This is a genomic window from Pseudoalteromonas sp. SANK 73390 (assembly GCF_054966645.1).
On sequence record NZ_ARPN01000178.1, the window covers coordinates 15,918 to 36,972 of the forward strand.

General features: G+C 49.5%; 8 protein-coding genes. All 8 read left to right on the plus strand.

What is annotated here, in order from left to right:
- Positions 1-43 precede the first annotated feature (43 nt).
- Genes SANK73390_RS19615 through SANK73390_RS19650 form a run of 8 tightly spaced genes read left to right on the plus strand, consistent with a single transcriptional unit; the run spans position 44 to position 21,011 of the window.
- Positions 44-1,714: a lipase family protein gene (locus SANK73390_RS19615; RefSeq protein ID WP_462768034.1), complete on the plus strand. Its 1,671-nt coding sequence runs from the start codon at positions 44-46 to the stop codon at positions 1,712-1,714.
- Positions 1,715-10,897, plus strand: a complete 9,183-nt coding sequence (locus SANK73390_RS19620) for a DUF6603 domain-containing protein (RefSeq protein ID WP_462768035.1) — start codon at positions 1,715-1,717, stop codon at positions 10,895-10,897.
- Between the two features lie 44 nt (positions 10,898-10,941).
- Positions 10,942-12,369 carry a hypothetical protein gene (locus tag SANK73390_RS19625; protein ID WP_462768036.1) on the plus strand — a complete coding sequence of 476 codons (1,428 nt, stop codon included), beginning with the start codon at positions 10,942-10,944 and terminating at the stop codon, positions 12,367-12,369.
- Positions 12,369-13,295: a hypothetical protein gene (locus SANK73390_RS19630; protein ID WP_462768037.1), complete on the plus strand. Its 927-nt coding sequence runs from the start codon at positions 12,369-12,371 to the stop codon at positions 13,293-13,295. Before SANK73390_RS19625 ends, SANK73390_RS19630 begins: the two co-directional genes overlap by 1 nt.
- The gene (locus tag SANK73390_RS19635) at positions 13,292-18,520 is read left to right on the plus strand and encodes a hypothetical protein (protein ID WP_462768038.1); all 5,229 of its coding nucleotides are present in this window, start codon (positions 13,292-13,294) and stop codon (positions 18,518-18,520) included. Before SANK73390_RS19630 ends, SANK73390_RS19635 begins: the two co-directional genes overlap by 4 nt.
- A 12-nt stretch (positions 18,521-18,532) precedes the next feature.
- Positions 18,533-19,348 (plus strand): glycosyltransferase family protein, encoded by an 816-nt coding sequence (locus SANK73390_RS19640; RefSeq protein WP_462768039.1) that lies wholly within the window; start codon positions 18,533-18,535, stop codon positions 19,346-19,348.
- Positions 19,349-19,364: 16 nt separating this feature from the next.
- Positions 19,365-20,198 carry a 2OG-Fe(II)-dependent halogenase WelO5 family protein gene (locus SANK73390_RS19645; protein ID WP_462768040.1) on the plus strand — a complete coding sequence of 278 codons (834 nt, stop codon included), beginning with the start codon at positions 19,365-19,367 and terminating at the stop codon, positions 20,196-20,198.
- Positions 20,199-20,213: 15 nt separating this feature from the next.
- On the plus strand, positions 20,214-21,011 hold the full coding sequence (locus SANK73390_RS19650; protein WP_462768041.1) for a 2OG-Fe(II) oxygenase: 798 nt from the start codon (positions 20,214-20,216) through the stop codon (positions 21,009-21,011).
- The last annotated feature ends 44 nt before the right edge of the window (positions 21,012-21,055 follow it).

A 21,055-nucleotide genomic window follows, 5' to 3' on the forward strand; every position in this document is an offset into this window, starting at 1 on the left:
GTTCGCTTTTTAACTTTTCTACATAACTGTAAGGGGATACGCCATGGCTTCATATGACGAAACGATTTCCGTGTCTTTGCAAAAACTGGCTTCACTGGCAATGGGTGATCTCAGTAACTTGCTCACTAAAGGTTTGCCTCCTCCCTGGGGTCTGGTTGGCACTAACGTCGGCAATGGGATTCAGGCCTATACCTGTATCGGTAATCTTGTAGGAAGTAACAATCAAATTGCCCTTGTTTTGGGCTCGCCCTGGACGGACTTTCTCAATACAGTTTCTTTGCAGCCCAATCCATTTTTACAGCAGTCGGTGTTGTCTGACTCGATCATGTCCGATCCTGACGGTACCGGGGATGCGGCAAACATCGTCAGCAGCACTTTAAATCAAATGAACTGCTTACAGGGTTGGGCCTGCAATAACACTCATGAACAAGCGAAGCGTCTTGCGCAACTGCAAGTGACTGAGCAAGCCTCAGAGCCGCTTGTTTCAGGGGAGGTCAGTTTTAATGGTGCACTGCAAAATATCTATTTGTCTATGCGAGAAGCGCTATGGCAGCTCGTTAAAGAGGTAACACAACTGGTTGTGCCTGAAAATACAGAGTTGTTGATCTGCGGGCAGGGAATAGGCGCGGCATTTGCTCAATTGGCGGCGTTTGACTTTAGGCCAGATAAAGAAAAAATATCAATTAAATTTAAAGATATACGTTTGTATTCCTTTTCGGCGCCATTAAATGCCAGTAGTGGTTTTCAAAGTGTGTTTACCGAGAGTATTAGCGATGCTTGGGCAGTGAGCGCCGGTATCAGCCCGGTCATTGACTTCTTTCCCACCGAGCCGACTGTATACGGCAAGGACCATCCGTTGGCGCAACTGGGGACCAATACTCCACAAAAAGCCTCGTTGCCCGCCTTTGATGCTCCTTGGTGGGAGCGTAGTGGTCCATTTTATACTGATGTGCTAAATGATAAAACCACCACCGCGAATCCTAAAAATGTCAGCACGACCAAAGCGGATGGTTATGATGCTCAACTGTCTTATGTGATGACTCAGTTATGTGCCGCAGCGGCGCAACGAGCCCAGCACCCTCAGCTGGCACCCACTTTGCCTTCTTCTTGGTCGTTGGTCAACGCTTTTCCGGATAACAACCCCTGGATAAGTGTGTTTCATCGGCCCAGTCCTGGCCTGTATGCAGTAGTATTTCGTTCCGACACGACTTATGCCGAAGCGATGGACGACCTTGCGCATTTTTTTAACACGGTCATCGATTGGTTGCCTCGTAGTGTCGATGTACATGGTGGTGCTTACAAAGTTTACAACGACAATCGAACGCAGCTAAGGGACTATCTAAAGACATTGGATTTCAGCAAGAACGAGTTGGTCATTGCTGGCCACAGCATCGGTGCTATGGCGGCAATGGTTGCGGCTTTAGATTTTAATTTCAATGCCATTGACGAGGTCCCTTCTGTCAATGCCTATTGTTACGGCAGTCCGGCGGCGGCGGGATATGGGTTGAGAAGTATCTATCCGGAATATAAGAAGAATGTCTTTTTGGTTAGTCGGTTGCAAGATGCCATTGCCCGTGTCAGCTGGAACAGTCTGTTAACCCGTTACGGTACCGATATTACTCTCGGTGGCTCGACCGACTTCGATGGCGCGACCTCTCATGCCATCAACACCTACATTGCATTGCTGGATCCATCTGACAAAGGAGATAGTTAAATGTCATCTGATATCGTTCCATCTTCAGATATAGACCCGCTGCTGCTGTCATTGGGTCAGATGATCGGCATCATCAAAGTCAAAGATGGTGTGGTGGAGCTGCAAGCCGGTTGGTTTGAAGACCCTTTTACCGTTACTCAGACCTCGATTAAACACAATCCAGAAGAGTTTGTTGCCGCGATTACTCAACTGCTAGGTGAAGTGGGAGGCAATGCTTTAGGCATTCCGGTTACCGATCCCACTTTGTTAGGCACTTGGTATCCTTTGAATTTCGGCGCTACCCATACCGGTTTGTATTTAGTTTCTTATCCTTCGCCGGAAAATGAAGCGATTCAGGTGATAGGTCTGGGCTCTTTGGTGCAATGGCATTTTCCTAATCAGAGTGGGCCTAACCAGAGTAAACAGGCTGAAAAGCTGGATCTTGCCACCGGCGCACAAGAAAGTGTTGGCCCGGATTCAATTAAAGTGCTTGCCTGGGGACTCTTACCTATGGTGGAGCTGGGTAACGGTCAGTTTAGTTTGGCTATGGGCAAGACGGGCAGACCGTTTTCCATCGGCGCGTCAATATCCGCGGGTGAAGACCAACTGTTGTTCGACGGTGTTGATATCTCACTGAAGGGGATTAAAACTTCGGCCTCTATCGATTTAGGTAGCGGCGACCCGGTTGACCTGTCTTTAGTGTTTGTCGATTTTAAACTGCCAAATGCTGACGAGGCCAAAGATATCTCATTGGTTGACCTGTTGGCATTACCCGACCAGGAGATCCTTTCCAGTATTGCCGCTATTGCCATGAGCGCTTTGGCTCAGGCCGGTATCGACAAAGACAAACTAGTTTATGTGTTACCCGTGTTGGGTTTGGCTGAAAATGTACCAGGGGCGAGCGGTAAAGTGCCGCTGCTTAATTGGGTTCAGATGTCTCAGGTCGCCGCGCAAGGCGGTAACCCCGCCGCCACGATTTTATCTTGGTTTGCGCGATTGCTTGATGATGTTGAAGCCGGTAAAGCTTGGCTCTATGCTTTAGGTCAGCTGATCGGCACCACTGGGCCGACGATCAGCGGTAGCGGTAGCAGGAATGACCCGCTCAGTGTAACTTTGGCTGACGTCAATAATGTCGGTAGTTTCTTGTTTACCTTGGGCTATCAAACCAATGCGCAAGGGGTTCGTCAATTCTATCCCGGCGTGGCATTTGAGGCGAAGCCGAAAGGTTTGGGCGGTTCCAATGATTATGAATTGGTGATGAACGCCGCTGTCGAGCTGGGTCAAATGAACCTCGACCTTAACGGTAATTTATCATCAAAACCTGACTCTTTAAGTGGTGAGGCCGGGTTTGTCTTCCAGCGCGGTACTACAGGTCAGTTGTTACTAGAAACTGATTCCCCGATTAAATTATCGCTCGGTAGTGTTAAGGCTGGTATTGTGCTTGCCGAGGGCATGCAACTGCAGCCCAATTTTCAACTCATCAATGTCACCACAACAGATGGTCAATATGAGTCTTTGAATCTGTTGGATCCACAGCAGATTGCCAAGGTCGGGGTTGATACTCTGATCAGTGAAATCGTTGACAAACTGAAACAATTGTTGGGCATCGGCGGTAGTGAGCATGTTGACTTTGGCACCGCAGTGGGCACCATCATCGGTTTGATCCCACCGACATTGCCAAGTGGCGACACTTGGCCTGCTACACCACCGCTGTCAGCCGCAGGATTATTGGATTCGATTTCCAACCCGATCCAGGCGATGACCGGGTATTACAGCGACTTGCTGAGTAAAAATGCCGGTGACAAGTTAGCCTTTACCTATATTGTTGAAGCGTTTGGGACCTTGCTGGCCGAAGTCGGAGGCCCAACGATCAGCGTTAATGGGGATGGCACCCGTACTTCTCCATGGCTGGTACGTCTAGCCAGTACGCCGATTAGCCTGTTGATATTCCAAGAGCCCGGCAGTGGTGCCGACAAGTTATTGACTTTTGGTTTTAGCGTCAATCCGCCGCTTAAATTTACTAATCTTCCGACCATCGATTTGGATGTCGACGTTCATTTGGTGCAACTGGACATCGGCGATAATGTTACCGCCAGTTGGCTGCCGCTGATGCGTGCAGCGATGGGGCTCAATGAAAAATTACAAATCCCGAACATTGTCGGCGCGAAAATTACCGCCGACGGCGCCAGTATGGACGTTAGTTGGGGCAATATGTCGAGCTGGGCATGGAACATGACCGTGTCTAAACCGGCAATTGAGATAGGTTCAGACGCCTTGGCATTAGACCAGGATTTGATTTTTAGCGATACCACTGAGCTTGATAAGCTCATGGAGCAAAGCAATTTCGCCACTTTATTGGTACGTTTGCTCGGCTTATTTATCGCGCGTACGGAACAGCCCGCAGCGCTGGCGATGGATGGTGTATTGGGGCTGGTGCCAGATCTCGGTGCTCACTTGCCGCAAGAGATCCATTGGCCAGACACCATGCCGGTACTGGCCCCGGCCAATTTCAACGATCCTATCGGCGATTTAAAAACCCAGTTACAAGGTATCACTTCGGTCCCTGCGAACCTTAAAGCCGCCACTTCCGTGGTGGCTTGGGCCATTACTAATGGTCAGTCGGTACCTTCTGTGAGCGGCGCAGGTAGCATTGATGAGCCGCTGCGCTTACCGTTAGCGTTTGCGTCAGGGTTCGACTTGTTGGTGTTCAGTGGTGTTTCAGACAGCCTCGGGTTGGGGCTGGGCAGGCAAAGCAGTAGCGAGCCTGTTAACGGTATCAAGGTGGTTACCGATGCCCAAATATTGGCAGTGCAGGTGCCGGTTGGGGATACCCCGGAAACGGATAAGCATGTGCCTTCTTTACTCTTGTCCGCCACCATGACGTCAACCGAAGGGCCTGTTACCACGTATGACGGTAAGGACATCGACGGGCTGATGGTGAAACTATTATTTACCCTTGATCAAGGTTTGGTCATCACGCCCATTCCATTGTTGGTTTCGGGGGATAAACTACTGCCGCTTGAGGCCAATAAACAGGCTTTCTTTAGTGCCTTAAATACGGCATTTGCGTACACCGCGAAGGGGCTCAAAGACAACAAAACATTCCAAAATACCTACAAGCTGTTTGCCGATTTGGGACTGTTGCTAACCGATCCTGAGCATGCAGGTATCTCAAGCGAAGGTTGGAATGGCCTGTTCGCCAATCCTTTGAATTGGCTGACAAATGGGATTGTCAAAGTCCTTGGAGATGCTGAAGGCCGGACCAACTTGTTTAACCTGTTAGAACAGCTCTTGGGTATCACTGTGCCGACCATACCGAGTCAGGTACTGGACATGCTGTCGGCTCTGGGTTTGTTGTCATCCAAATCACTTGGTTACGCGCCAGTGCCTGAGGCCATTGTTAAGCTGGCCTCCGCTCCGGTCAGTACTTTAGTCGATGCCTTTGAAGCATTGCTTGGTGACAGTGATAGGGTGAAAGCGTTAACGACTGCTATTGCCGGGTCGGATCAAGGTGATTTCGGTCAATTTAAATGGCAGGTTGTTAACGGTGAACAGTTCCAGCTTGCCACCAAAGCGCCGATAGCGATTGGCACTTTTGTTGAGTTATCCGGCGTTTTGTCTTTGAATCTGAGCAACGGCATCCTTAGTGCCGATATCAATTGCTATATTCCGCAAGTGCGGATGTCATTTGCGCCGAGTGTTAGTTGGCGCATCGGTCAAGCTTCGACAACGCGACCGCTGAACGTAAATATCTTATGGGGTGACGGTCAAACGCCTGCTGCACCTGAATTGACACTCTATCCATTTAGCACAGAGCAATTCATCAACCAGGTGACTGTGCTGGGACCTCCGCAAACAGTCTCGAGCTTCGTTACCTTGCTGTTAGACCAATATGTCATAAAGCCTTATCCATTGGCCGCGGTGCTGATGCAAGGGTTAGGTCTGTTGGTCAAACAAGGGGAGCAACTTACCTTCAAGTCGTTGCTGGGTTTATTTGATAATCCCGTTGAATGGCTGCTGTCTGGCTCAGTGTTCGGTGCTCAGGGCACATTGGATGTTAATCGTGTTGGTACGCTGCTTAAAGAGATCCCTGAAGTGTCCGGCAACGGCATGAAGGTAGAGCAGTTGCCGAGCGGTCAAACAGGGGTGTTGGTCAGCGGTTTCCCCTATGGTGTGAAATTGCAATTTGCAGTAGATGACAGTAACTCTGATGATCCACAATTTGTCACCTCATTGCAGACCACCCAAGCCATTTCAGAAAATGTTGCCATGGTCACGTTAGGCGCTGGGGTTGCTCTTAACCGTACTTTCCAACCCGGCATTACCGGCTCGGTAAAAGTCGAGCAAACCACGACCAAGGTGTATATCGTTACCGGCTACGACAAAGGTTTTACGCTGAGTCTGGGCCAGACCGAAGGCCCAACACTGGCGCTAGTCCCATTTGCCGGTTGGCAGGCCTTGATAGAAGCGGCGACATCTGTGGCAGTGCAGGAGTTGGCCAAGGAGCTGACCGGGGTGCTGATTGACAAGCTTCAAGGCACTCAAGCGGAAGATTTTGTCAATCGTTTAAGGGTTGCCGGCGGAGCCGAACAGCTGGATGTCGCAGCGCTGGTCACTGAGTTAAGCTCGGCCACCACCCCTGAGGAGATCTTGCAAAAGGCGCTGGACTGGCTCAATGTCCGACTGTCAGCTGATGGTGCCAACGGCACTGCGAAAGCAATTACAACGCTATTGACTGGTCTTATCCCCGGTACCATCGAACCTAAAGAAGGTTTGGTTAGCTGGATACCGAGCAAGGATATTCCGATCACGCTGTTATCCGGTCGTGATGATAACGGTTTGTTCGGCTTCTGGACCGAGGTAGACTTCCCTGATACCGGGCTGCTCGATGTCACTGTCTCCCGTACCGGTGTGGGTGTTGACCCGGCCAACAACTTTGATGTGATGTTCAGCTTCGGCTTGAACCTGCAAATACCTGTGGTACTGGAGAACTCAGGCCCAGCGTTGTTGATGAAATTCGATGCCGCCAACAATACCTTTAATATGTTGTTTGACCCACAACGGGACAACAATGTTGCCTCGGCATTGCAAGTGGAGCTACTGCCGCAATTCTTTAACGGTGTGACTCTCAAAGATTGGCTGCTTGATGTGCTCAAGTGGGTAGTACCACGCTACGGCTCTATTTTACTGCTGGACATCACTCAGGTGAAAGCTTGGTTAGACGCGAAAATCGTTGACCAAGATAAAGCACCGACGCCGGGCGATCTGTTAATTGGTGGTGGCTTGTTAGAGAAAGTCGAAGATAAGTATGTGCTAGTCAGCATAGATACTTTGACCCAGTTAACGCCGCAGCGCTTTATCGGTGGTTTCCTCACAGCGATGTTGACCAATCCGCTTAAGGTACTCACCATCGGAAAAGAAGGCGGTATATACCTTGAAAAGCATGACACACTCGGTTACGGGATACGGCTTCAGGCTAACGATATAGCCGTCAATGCGTTGCCTTATGTGACCTTCCAATTGGGCGCGCAAAATGATATCTGGATAGATAAAAGTGGCCAACAAGGGACTGTCAAACCGCAACCAGGGCTTGCCGCTTATCTGCCGATCGCCGATGCCCCCGACTACACCCCGAATTTTGCCGGAACATCTTTGGTATTAGGCAATATCGGGCTGGATATTCACGGGAAAAGCCAAGCGCCTTTGGTATCGGTCTCACGCTTTTCGATGCAGCAGGTCAGCCCCCGAACCTTGATGCAATTGACCTTTGACGATTTGGACAAAACGGTCATCGGCGGTAGTTTGGAGTTTGCCGATTTAGGTTGGGCATTATCACCAAATGCCCTGCCGCAAGGCTCATCGGTTAACCCTGTTGCTGCCAATCTACTAGGTAGCGGAAGCAGCGGATCTGAAGCCAACAACCCACCCACAGACCCAAGATTCAGTGCGATTGCCGCGTACACTCACCCGGGTCAATTTTGGGCCGGGTTAGAAAATGCCTCGGGTGAAGTCGTCAACGAAGTGATTATTCCGATACAACAATCTTTCGGACCGCTGAGTGTCCAGCAAGTCGGTTTTTCCTGGGACAACGAACCGACGCGATTAGGAGTTGGCTTTACTGGCGGATTAGACATTAGCGCCTTGTCTATGACTGTGTTTGATTTGTCGGTAGGGGTGAATGTTTCTAAACCGCTGTCACTGGACTCTTATGATATGGACTTGCGCGGTCTAGCCGTGTCATTTAAATCTGGCTCGGTAGATATCGCGGGTGGACTGGTTAAAGAGCAATCCGGTGATGATGTGCTGTACAACGGTGCAATGAATGTCAACATCGGCCGTTTTGGAGTATCGGCTGTGGGTTCATACGGACTGATGACCGATCCCACGACTGATGATAAGTATCCGTCATTTTTCGTCTTTGCCGCCAGTGGTTTTCCATTGGGCGGGCCACCGTCATTTTTCATTAAAGGCTTTTCCGGCGGCTTTGCATACAATCGCTCATTGATATTGCCACAGCCTGATAAGGTGCAAGATTTTATTCTGGTTCAGGCGGCGAATGATCCGTCAGCTATTTTTGGCACTGATCCGACACCAAGCGAGGCGTTGAGCAAAATGTCACAGGTGGTGAAACCGGAAGTCGGCGCCTATTGGGTTGCCGCCGGTGTGAAGTTTACCAGCTATGCATTAATTGAGTCGACAGCCCTGGCTGTGGTGGAGTTCGGTAACTCTTTGGTGATGTCATTGCTGGGAGTGTCGACCATTTCTCAGCCGCCGTTGGTGCAAGATCCCAAAAAAGCGTTGATGTTTGCCCAACTTGGTTTGATTGTCACCGTTAACATTACCGAAGGTTCTTTATTGGCTCAGGCACGGCTGACACCTGCTTCGTTTGTGCTGGATAAAAACTGTAAGATCACCGGTGGATTCGCCTTAACCATTTGGTGGTCGCCGAATGAACATTCCGGAGACTTCTGTCTTACGTTGGGTGGATTCAACCCTAATTACACCCCGCCGGATTATTACCCGGTGGTACCGCGTTTAGGGCTGCGCTGGCCTATTGCTGGAGCCAGTATTGTCGGTGAAGCCTATTTTGCGTTGACGCCTAACGCGGTGATGGCAGGTGGCAGGCTAGATTTGGAATACAAAGCCGGTCCGCTCAGTGCATGGTTTAAAGCCAATGCCGATTTTATTATTGCGTGGAAGCCATTTTATTTTAACGTTGATATCTCAATCAGTGTCGGTGCGGCGTTTACCATCAAGCTGCTTGGAATAACCATTAGCCTGAAAGCCGAAATCGGTGCGGCGTTACAACTTTGGGGGCCGCCTACTGCAGGTAAGGTCACGGTCAACTGGTATGTGATCTCTTTCTCTATACCAATCGGCGACCAAAACCCGGATTTGGACAACAAGCCTATCGGTAGCTGGCAAATATTTTCTGAGAACTTCTTACCGCCAGCGACTAAACCACCGGTAAACGCTGAGCTGGCAGCTGCATCGTCAGGCAAGCAGAATGTATTGAAACTACAGATCCCTGCTGGTTTGATTGAAGGTGAGGCTAATACTGATGTCTGGACTATGCAACGTATTGGGTTTGAATTACAGGCCGAGTCTGCGGTGCCTAGCACCAAAGCCATCGCCGGTGATATTACGCCTATCAGCAAAGGTACGCCGTTGGGTGTGCGCCCGATGGATATTAGCACCTTGGCATCTGAGGTGACCTTTAGCATTATGGCACAAGGGACTAACTTCCCGATTGAAAGCACCACGTTTGATTTGCTTCCATATACCAGCAATAGTCCGATGGGGTTGTGGGCAACCTCACCTTTACAAACCAAAACTGCGCCTGCGACCAATACGGTCATTCCCGATACCATGACAGGTTCCGCCATTGCCGGGGTTCGCTATCAACACAACGGTGAGTTAGGGCCTGCCGACTTGTCAGTATTCGGTACAGAAAGCCTCAGCGATATGGGTTTACCACTGTCGGTTGATGCGCCGTATACTCCGGCAGACCCTTTGCCTCAGACAAAGCCTATTCAGACCGTCATGGAAACAATTATGGCGGCGGGTATCGTTGATGTGCGCAATCAAATTCTGGCATCGTTGCAACAGCGTTCATTACTGGCACCGTTAAACCCGGATTTGTACGTGATGGCCAGGCAAGCGACTGATATTTTCCAGGCACCGCCGGTATTGGCCGAATTGAGTCAAACCCTTGCACCGAGTTCGAGCAAAAAGTTAACCCGTTTTACCCCTCAGGCCAAGACCTTGGTTCAGGAGCAACCACTGGCCGCGCCACGAAATTTGGGCGGGGCGCGTCGTTATGCCGGTCGCCTAATCGCACAAGGGCAGGGCCGTTTTGCCCGTCGTACGGTCTGCGCTAGCTGGGTTGAATCAGAGCGTTTGGGTAGGGATCCAAGCCTCAGGCGCGGTACCGCTGCAGTTTGGGCCCTTGATAAGCGCGCGGGTCATAGTATCACTTGTAACGGTCAACTGGGGATCAGGGTGATGGGCTTTGATGAGCGGCTTGAGCCGACCTTTATGCATGACCAAACCAGCGATGATAATGTGGCGGTGAACTTGCCGCAGGGTATCGACCACGCGGTCGTCACTGGGGCTGACAATCAACCTGAGATTGCCGGATGGCAAAGAGGTAGCCAGCTGGTTCGTGTCAATGCCCGTTATTTAATGGGGGATGACTGCTTGGTTAAACCACAAGCGGTTATTCGCATGCACAGTATTAATGAGCGAGATGTTTGCGCCGCCGACCACATGCTCAGTTTTAATTTGGTTGAGCATGTTGATGAGCACCGTCCGGGTTGGGTTACCACTTGGCTACCGGGTCATCACGATTTGGCCTGTGTGTTGGTCGATGGAGACCCCGATGATATTGAAGTGGCGGTGGTCGAGCGAAATGCCGAAGGTAAACTGCTTAAACGCTCACTGGCACCATTGCTGGCAGATGACCGCAGTATCGGCTGTCAAACGGCGAGTGTGGATATTTCGGGCTTGGCGATTGACAGATGGGTGCGCTTGATGGTGCGCGCGAAGCATGCCGAGCAATTGGTTGGGGTGTTCAGTCACAACACGCAAAATAGCCTGCGTGGTTCGCAAAATAATCAAGGTTTGCACTTGGGCGCAGATGCGCATTGCATAACCAAACCTAAGCGAGTCAGTGTCAGTTTAAAACTAGAGGGAGAACGTTAATGAGTAACACTATTGGTCCGGACAGTGATTTACTCTCCGGTAAAGTGACGTTTTATGACTCCAGCATTGCGCCATTAAAAGCGGGTACATATGAGTTAAAGGTAACTCAGAGTGTTGACCTTGGTCCTGATGGCGATAGTCCGCCTGACTACATTGCCAACCAAACACTGCAAGTTATGGCACCACGGTTCAGTATTCAACCGGCAGATCTGCAATCGGTTTATCCGCCGGGCAATCATGCCGGTAATTTTGCAGAGGCTTTGCCTCATGTGGTGCTGACCCAAGACTTGCCTTGGGCAAGGCCAATAGTGCCCGGTGATGTTACCGACAATACCCCTTGGCTGGCGTTGCTGGTTGTGCATGACACTGAAAAAGACAAGGTCAAAAGTCCAACTACTGCGACTGTGGATGATTTGATCAACACAGCCAATGATACAGTGGTGCCCGATCTGCCAAACTTAACCACAGATGAGAAAGCCCAGCAAGTACAATTGATGAAAATGGATCTTGCGCTGTTTCAAACTATTGCGCCGTCACTGGATGAACTGCCGTTTCTTACCCATGTTCGCAATGTCGATACCACCGATAAAATCACCGGTTTGGCCAATGGCTTTTGGTCTTTGGTGGTGGCGAATCGGTTACCGGCGTCTTCGAGCAGTCAAGCGCGTACCAGCACGGTTTATTTGGTATCGTTAGAAGGTCAGAGTAAAAATTTACCCGGCGCATCGGTCAGCGGCAAAGAGATTAACCTGGCGGTTTTGGCTCAGTGGCAATATACCGTGTCAGCCTTTCCCGGTGATTTCATCAGTCTGTTGCAGAACATTAAAAACACTGGTCAAAACCAGGTGCTACGCATGTCCTCGACAGATGCCTCAAATGAAACAGATGCTGAAAAAGTCGCTGAGCAAGCTTTGAATTTGGGCTATGTTCCCACTCAGACTCAACTGCTTGAAGGTGAACAAACCACCGCTTGGACACGGGGTGTATTGACGCCTTGGCCAAACCGTGAAGATCCACTCAAAACCACGTATTCGGTTTCTGATCATGCCATTCGTTACAATCCTCAAAATGGGATGTTCGATTTCACTTATGCTGCAGCTTGGCAAATTGGCCGTTTGCTGGCGCTGTCAGATACCTCATTTGTTAAACAGATGCAGTTGTGGCGACAACAGCAAAGGGTTTCAGTCCATACGGTTATGGAGAGTCAGCTGGTTACTCAGCAGTTGCAGGCAACCAAAGGCACCACAGAGTCGAGCAGCGATTTGTCGACGGCACATCGTGCGACGCACATGTTGCAACAGAACCTCAGTGAAGTGTCTATTCCTCAAATAAGACAACGACGTGCCCGTGCCTGTACCAACAGTGCGGCACATTTGCCTGATGCCGAGAAACTGCGAGATGCCACTTCAGCAGGTGAGGATCCGTTAGAATTTGTTATGACCCAGTTGGGTTTTCTTGAAGGAAAACAATAATGAAGAGTTGGAAGCCAAGGGCAGAGGCCGCTCAGCAAGTACTACAGCAGGCCGCAACCGCACAAGCGGAAGATATGCCTGAACCAATAAAAGCCTGGTTGTCTCGGCTGTTTTTACTCTATGGGGTACCTTTTGAGTATTTGGTGCCCGATTACCGTATGCTGCCGTCTGAATCCATTCGCTGGTCGTTTATGGACATCAACTGGCTGGAGCGTGCAATGGATGGGGCATTGTCATTAGGTCGTACGGGTTCACTGAAAATGCTCACGGACATAAACCAGCAAGTCAATCTGACAGAAGTTGTCCACCAAGAAGCACAAAAATTGCGTAGTCAGCTCCGTGGTGTCGCCGAGCCGAAAGCGGTAAGTGAAGGCGGGGTGGTTACTGTTATGTTGATACGTTCTTCAGTCGTGGGTGGCTATCCCGGGATGGAGGTCGTGGGTCTGGATGAGAATGAGCAGAAAATCAATTTGCTGCGGATGGATCCACTGGCTAAAGATGTGTTGCTGGTAATCTTTGAAGATTTACCGGCACAAGTGAAGCTCATAGAACCCTCAGAAGGTATTCACTTTGGTGTACGCGTCGAAAAAGAAACGCCTTTTCCAAACTGCCAAGGCGGTACAACGTTAGGTGCCTATACCTTTGTTCGTAGCCTTCAAGCGGATCAAATCGGCCAACAAATCAAGCAAGACAATGTGGCAGTACGCTCTCAAATATTTTTTCGCAACGATGACCAAACCGCCGGTGTTATCGATGTTAAGCGAAGTATGGCAGAGTTAAACTGTTGGTTGAGCAAAACCGATAATTGGCCGAGTGATAAAGATTTATCTGCGGCAGATTTTGCCGTTGAAATGATCCGGGCCGCAGGTCTGCAAGTGTTTAAACCACAACCGAGTAAGGCATCAAGCGGAGGCGAATCATCATGACTGCTGCGTTATGGTCTGGCCCGCGTCTACTAGCGCCGATGACAGTGGATGCACTGGCATTGGGTGAGCCGAACTTACGGGATATCACCAAAAACTTTTCTCAAGTGGGGGTGGATTACACCAATTTACGTAATACCTCTAACCCGGTGCCGACATCCGCAGCATTTGAAGCGGCAACTGGGTTGGGCGTGCCCCAGTTAGGAGTAGAGCTGCACTGGACGGTGCCAACGGGTCTTAGATCTGGTCAATCGCAACCCGATGGTATTGAGTTTCCGCTATTGCCCAACCGTTGGTTGGTGGTGCGCTCTGTCACTTTAAAAGATGCCGATCCAGGTACTGCACCGACACTAACTGCGTGGCTGTTGCAAAGCGATAAAGAAGATGAATTTAACGGCCAATCTGCCTGGCCTGCACCTGAGTCTCGAAATAAATATACGTTTATCGGTGTTGCCACTGAACTCACTAAACCGATGACTGACGCACCTTCAACGGAAAAGCGGCTGTATTCTATGGCACCCGGTGCGCCTGCGTTTTCTGTGACCTACCAGTCGGCAATCAATATATTGGCTTTTTATGATCCATTGACCTCACTATTGGATTCAAAGGCGGACATTTCTTATTCTGTGATCGGGTTTTTTAACCCGACCGACTGGGATCCGCTACTTGGGGTATCGGCAGAACAGGCCCAAGGGTTTACCGACGAGCAGCAGTGGCAAAATCAAATGGAATCACTGAAAATGCAAGTGGGTGACGGTACGCCACAAGATCTCAGTGATGCCCAAAAAGTGTGGCAGGCATGGGCCAAAGAAAATGGTGTTGACCCATCAGGGTTACCGCAAGCACAACAAAACCTGCCTGGTCAATTATTGCCTTATGGCTCGGTACAAAAACTTCAGTGGCAAGGCAAAGATGCATTTTATGAGAATACCAACATCCCGCCTTCAGGCGAAGTGCCCGTCGCCATAGGTAATACCCCCAGTGAAGCGCTCGGTGCCTGGTTGAATGAGCAATTGCCTGATTCCGGTGTAGCTGGTTATTCCATTGAGCGGCTGATCCTAGCGCTGATGACAGATACCATCACCACCTTTTTAACCAATGTCGTTAGTTTTGAATTTACCACCGCAGGGCTGCGTTTCGGTGGCTCTTCAGGCGGATATGAGACGGTTGTCGCCTTGCCGGGCGATACTGAAACCAACCAAACCACGGTGCCTTTAGACCCCGAACAAACCAATGTGCTCACTCAGCTCAATGTCAGCGAAGTTGAACTTAGCCGTTTAACCGACGCCTTGCAGTCACGGCAATGGTCACTATTTGCCGCGCAATGGAAATTGGTGCGCCAACCGGATAACACAACCGTTCAAGAAGCTATTGCGACTCTGACGACACAGATAAGTACTTTAACCAATGACTTAACCACAACTCAAGCGACAATAGAGCACCAACGCAGTGCCCTGGATACTTTACTAGGGTCTGATTACGTCGCCAGTTTACAGCCTTTAGACCAATTTCAAGATGCTAACGACCCGGTGATATTGGTGGCGCAAACCCATGCGGATGATAAGTTTATCGATCGTAGCATCAGCCAAAAAAATCTCGACTGCCGTATGAGCGGTCAAACGCTGGTGGGCTTTAATTTAACCGTTGACGGCACATGGCCCGCGCAAGTCACCGCAGCAGATATGGCGGCTGGTTTAGACCTGGCGTTTTTAGAGTATGCCAATATTCCATTGGAGGCCAAAGGGCTGCTGCTTGAGTCGATGATGCTCGATCCGGGGTTACTGTCTTGGCTCGGTACATTGTGGCTCACTGCGGCAGGCGGGGGACCTGCCTTGGCGGATGTTGAAAAAGCAATATTGAATTTGCAATCTGCGGTTAAAGCGGTACCAGGTTTGGATGATTCTCTGTCAGTACAACTGATGGCTCAGGTCAGCGGTTTTGACGGAACGCCACCGGATCCGCTGGCCAATCAAGACTGGGAGCAACCATGGTCACCAGTTTACATCGCATGGCAAGGGGAGTGGCACCCAACCTCTACCACACCGGCTGACGCACTGGATAATTGGCAGCTTGGTGAGATTGATTTTCAGTGGCAATCGACAAAAGTCGCTGATACATCCTTTAATTATCAGGGCAGAACTTTACTGAACTCCGATGCGGTTACCATTTTAGCCTCACGGATCGGGACCCTGTTGCAAACGCCTGATTTACAAATTCCTGAGTTTGTGCGCACAGACTTAAAGGAAGTGTCCAGATTGTTGCTGACGTCAGATATCGTTATACAATCGATGAGCGGCTTAACTGAAGCGCTTATTCAGCGTTCGGAATCAGAAGCTGAGGGCAATCAGTCTGGGGATACAACGCCTGCTAGTGCCATTGTGCCTAATCCGCCGATTGATAGTAAGCCTGATTTTTTACCTATTCGGTCCGGCCATTTGGCGCTATCGAGGTTGTGGGTGTTAGATGGTTGGGGGCAAACCTTTAAAGGCGAGTTTCCTGGTGGTTATGTTGTACCGGTCCGTTCTGAGTCGATGGTGACACCGGGTGGTTCGAGCAATCAGATTTATGCCCAGCTGCCGCCGAGATTAACCCAACCGGCGCGCATTAATTTTAATTTGATCGATGCCCAATCAGAGCCGCCGATCCCGAGCAACTCGTCTGATAGTAGTTCGCCGATTTGTGGTTTTATTGCCGCAGATTTGTTAAGCGGCGGTTTGCTGGTGTTCGATAGCCTCGGGTTTGTTCAAGGGGTAATCTTGCCCATCGTCAAAGATGTTGGCACCGGGGTTCGTTGGGAAGCCGCTCCGGGCCTGAACTTTCCATTGGGCAGTTCGCCTAATCTGGCCAATAAACATCTGTTGGCAATGGTCGAAGGGATCTTGACGCAAACTGAAAATGGCGTTGATGCTCTGGGCGAACTATTGGATTTGATGGATAGTGTTAACCACTTCGCCACCTCGGAAGCATTCAGTAAAAGTAACCTTTCTATATTGGTCGGCCAGCCGCTGGCTGTGGTACGAGCAAGTGTTGAACTGCAGCTCAGCGGTGATCCGGTTTATGAACAAAGTTATGACAATACGGGTAAACAGGTCACTAATGATTATACCAAAGTCAAGTTTCCACTGCGGGTTGGCGACTTAGGGCTGCCAGGCAATGGTGTAACTGGTTATTATCTAGACGATGATTACAATACGGTCAACGCAGTATACGGCTATACGCCTGAGAGCGGGTCGTTGCGCAGAGCTGTAGCCGAAGGGCCTGATAGCTTCAGTGAGTTGGTGACTCAAATGCCTGAAAGCTTAGCCACAGAGGCCGAGCTTAAATATGTGGTGCTGGATAACTTGGTTTCAGTTACGCCTTCGGAAAATACCCAATATCTAGGTACTGGCACTACGCCGCCTAAAGTGGCACCGAGAATGTTGACGGTGTTGATGGAGCCGTCTGAACAATTGCCTGTGATCACCGGTTACCTGCCGTTACAAAGCCGGCTGCTGGCACCGGGTATTATCAATACCGCTTTGGCGAATTTGCAATTTATCACCCGTGCCGGCCCACTTTTGGTTAACCCCAATAGTGTCCGCATGCCGCTACCGGCCGATATCAAAGGCACCTGGGACTACGTTTGGCGAGACAGTGTAACCACCTGGTCAGAAGATAAGGTGTCGAACCAAGATGCCCAAGCGACCTTAGTCCCTCAACCTTTGCAACTATATTGGGGTTGGATGCGGCTGTCGGGGGCGTTTAACTCAGACACAGACAAATCACCCCTTTCAACTTTTGCACCAACGCTGGATTTTCTTATGAATAATAATATAGAGGTAACTGAAGTGCCGAACCTGCAGTATACCCTTACCCCGGACGCGGTATTGACCGAACAGACAATGCCGATTCAGATTGAGGTCAAAAACGACTCGGGTAATGACATCAACGTTGGCTTTGATTTCACCATAACTGTTGAGATACCAGTGGGGCCAGAGGCATCTGATCTCGTCACTGAAGGTAAGCAAAGTGAAGTCACAGCCGCGGTGACTGATCGCAACTGGCAACAAGACGTGCAACCCAGTTCGTCAAAGGTCACCGTTACCGCCCAGCCGATCAGACCGTTTGTGTGGCAAAAAGACAGTGTATTCACCTTAGTGATCAGCGATATTGCCGTTAACTCTGTGGTTGCGACCAATGGGGTGGCTATCACCGCTCAAGCCAGTGATGGCGATGATAAAGGCACTTCGGTAGCGCTTACATTAAGTAAGATCACCAAAGGTTTGACCATATCCGCATATGCCAGTCCGGATAAAGTCGGCGGTTTTGAGTTCACGGAAATATTCTGGACGGCAACCGACGGGGCGAAAGTGGTGTTGACTAGCAATCAGCCGACACAAAGTGAAATTCTAGAAGGGTCGGGACCAGTATTTTCCGGTAAGTTCAAAGTGCAGCCAAACCAGAGCGTGCCGCAAACCCTCTACAAGGTAGAAGTGCAAAATGCCGGCAATACTGAGCGTAAATCCACCTTGGTTGTGGTGAACCTGATGCCGCCGCAGATCAATAGCTTTAGTGCGGGAAATACCACAAAACTGGATTTTCTTGAGCCGGTAAAATTATTCTGGAGTACCACCTATGCCAGCGGCGCCGCTTTATATCCCGGCAGCTCATCGGTACCGGTTGATGCCGACCAACCAGACGGCTACCAATACATCCCGGCAGAGCATATGGTCGGCAACGAGGAAAGCCTGACAGTGACTTTATATGCTCAGGCTCCATTACAGCAAACGGCACAAAGTGAGCCGGTGATTTTAGAGTTTACCCCGGCACAAATTGTGTACTTTAGTTACAAAACCATGAACCCTGCCGATGGGGTATCAGCGCCGTTGGTTAAATATGCCAAACCACCATCTTTAACAATGGCGGACGAAGTGTGGGCGCTCACAGTGACAGGCCCCGGTGGCCCGCTGACACGCACTATTGGGGGGGAAGGTCCTGAAGTGCGCTATTTCGGCCCTGACGATGCTGTATTGGATAGTGCGGGCAAACAAAAACTAGGATTTTGGGTTAACGACTTTAAAGACGGTGATGAGTTGGTGTTGCAACCTTCAGGCGAAAAGTTATCTCCTGATAGCTCAGGCAAGGGCTCCGTGGAGGTGGAAGTCTCCGCCACGACTGAATACACCCTGGAAGCGACACTCTCAGGTATACACATTAACAATACGATCACTGTAAAGGTCGGTAAATAAAGGCTTATTTTGATGACTGCTGTTATTACATTTAATGATATCCCGGCGCAAAACGACATGTTCAAATACGAACGGCTGGGGGTTATGGCGCTTGAAAATAGGCGGATCTACTGTGAGCGGCATGGCTATACCTTCATCCAAGATGTTGATATCGCTAACGATCGCCCGGCTTGTTGGGCCAAGATCCCGGCCATTTTAAAGGCTTTTGAAGAGCATGAGTGGGTATTGTGGGCCGACAGTGATACTTTGATTTTCGATCACTCCCGTCCTTTGGAAAGTTTTTGCGATCCTCAGTTTGATTTAATTGTGCAATCACATGAGGAGTTTTATCGGATCTTAGGTGTGGATCCAGTGATTGGCTTGGAACATATGCCAATCAATACCGGGGTGTTTTTGATTCGCAATACCCTCTGGTCAAAGTGGTTTTTAGAACAAGCCTACCAACAACAGCAATTTATCTGCACCGACGAGGTGTGGAACGGCATCGGCGAACAAGAGGCGATGATTGAAGTGCTCAAGCAACACCCCGAAGGGTTGGCAAAAATTGGTTATGTTGAGCAATTGCAAAACCACCCTAAATTTTATAAGCAAGGTGATATGTTCGTGCACTTTTACGGTAGTTATTCGCGCCACCACATTCCTTTGGACAAATGTGAAATCGTGTTAGAAAACTGGGAAAAGGCGAACGCCCAAGGAACGTCCTACCCAGAAGATATTGCAAGGTTTCACTGGTGCGCGATTCAAACCAAACAGCCCAATCCCGAGCTGGAAAGAGATGACTTAGATACTTATCTGTATACGACGGAAGATATTGGAATAACCCAATAAGAATAAAGGTACAACAATGCAAGAAAACTGTGATTTTTTACGCTGGTATTCACTCGATTTTGAGCAACTGAGTGAGTGTCACCCTGACGGTGCCAAGGAGTTACACCATGGCAACAAAGATGGTTTTTTGGTTCGAGGCGTGCTTTCTGAGCTAGAGGCACAGGCAATCGTTGCTGGGATGGCAGCGTTCACTCAAGACTTACAATTTGACATGCCCTTCGGTCAGATCCTCGGTGAGCCACTGATGATAGCCAAGCCGGACAGAAAGCACTATTTTGAGTTTGCTAAACGCTACCGAAATGAGTTTTTACAGCACTGTGGTGTTGATTTTGACTCGCGGCTCAAAGACGTTTTCTCAAAATTATCCGGCGCTCAAAGAGTTGATTTTGTTGATTCGGCTGACGGCCAAACCTATGGCGCGTCAGTTATCCGGACAATCGAGCCGGACAACTATGGCCTGCATGTCCATTCGGGTAATGAATTTATCAACGAATATGAGTCGATGTCGGAATTAGGCACCAAAACGGATCTTTATGATCAGTTAAGTTATTTTGTGGTATTGCAGGCACCGAAAACTGGTGGTGAATTATGTCTATTTGATCTTGAGTGGGAAGACACGCCGAAAGAAATACATACTGAGCGTTATCCGCATTTTAGCCCGGAACGTGATAACTACTTCGAAGATATCCAAAAATATACCATCGCGCCACAGGTCGGCGATCTTATCTTTTTTGCGGGAGGTAGGATCTGGCATCAGGTATGCCCGGTACAGGGACCTTGTGATCGCATTACCATCGGCGGTTTCGCAAGCTTTGCCAGAAGTGATGAAAATCTGTACATATGGAGTTGACAAGGAATTTGTTGAATGACAAATAAAACTGATAACGCTAGACGTTACGCTATCGTTGAAGACCCTGAGCAAGCCCGTATTACACCAAACGGTTTGGTTGATAGTAACGGTCATGCCATCGCTGGTGTGCTTTTTTCAAAATGCCTGGATGATGACACGGTCAACAAACTAATCAACATCACCGCGCAACAAGACGTACCCGTGCCTAAAACCGAGCAGTTTAGCAACGTGTTTGGTATGGGTCCAAATGTTTGGCAATTGCAGGTGCTCAATGACACCAATCAAAGCAACAGTGCGGTAAAGCAGTGGGATGATTTTCTCGCTGCGCAGTTGCCGCCGGGTACGCAGGATGAATTGTTGGCATTACTGTCGAGTTTGACCGAGCAAAACGACATTACAAGGCTGCACTTTAAAGGCACACCGCTGCCAATGGTGACCCTGCGTATTATGACTGAAGGTGGGTATTTAGGCACTCATGCCCATATGGAGTTTTATCAACAAGGCTTACCTTATGCCGATTCTGAGGCTTTATCGAAGTTAATGCCTGGTTTTGAATTAAGTTGCCTTATTACTTTACAAAACGCTCAAAGGGGGGGTCAGCTTGGTTTATATGATGCGCCATATCCGAGTGGACCTGATGAACTAGCCGAAGCCGACCAAAACATTATCAGTATGCCAGTGGGTAGTATGTTGGTGTTTGATGCCGCCCGAATTTATCATAAGGTTACCCCGGTGGTTGGCAAAGAGCGTATTACCGCAGGCTTTTGGCTCAGTTATTCTAATGATGGTAAACAGCTTTTTGCCTGGTCGTAATACCTTTAAACTTAAATCATCCTTCGACTCCTTTTTTGTTTCTC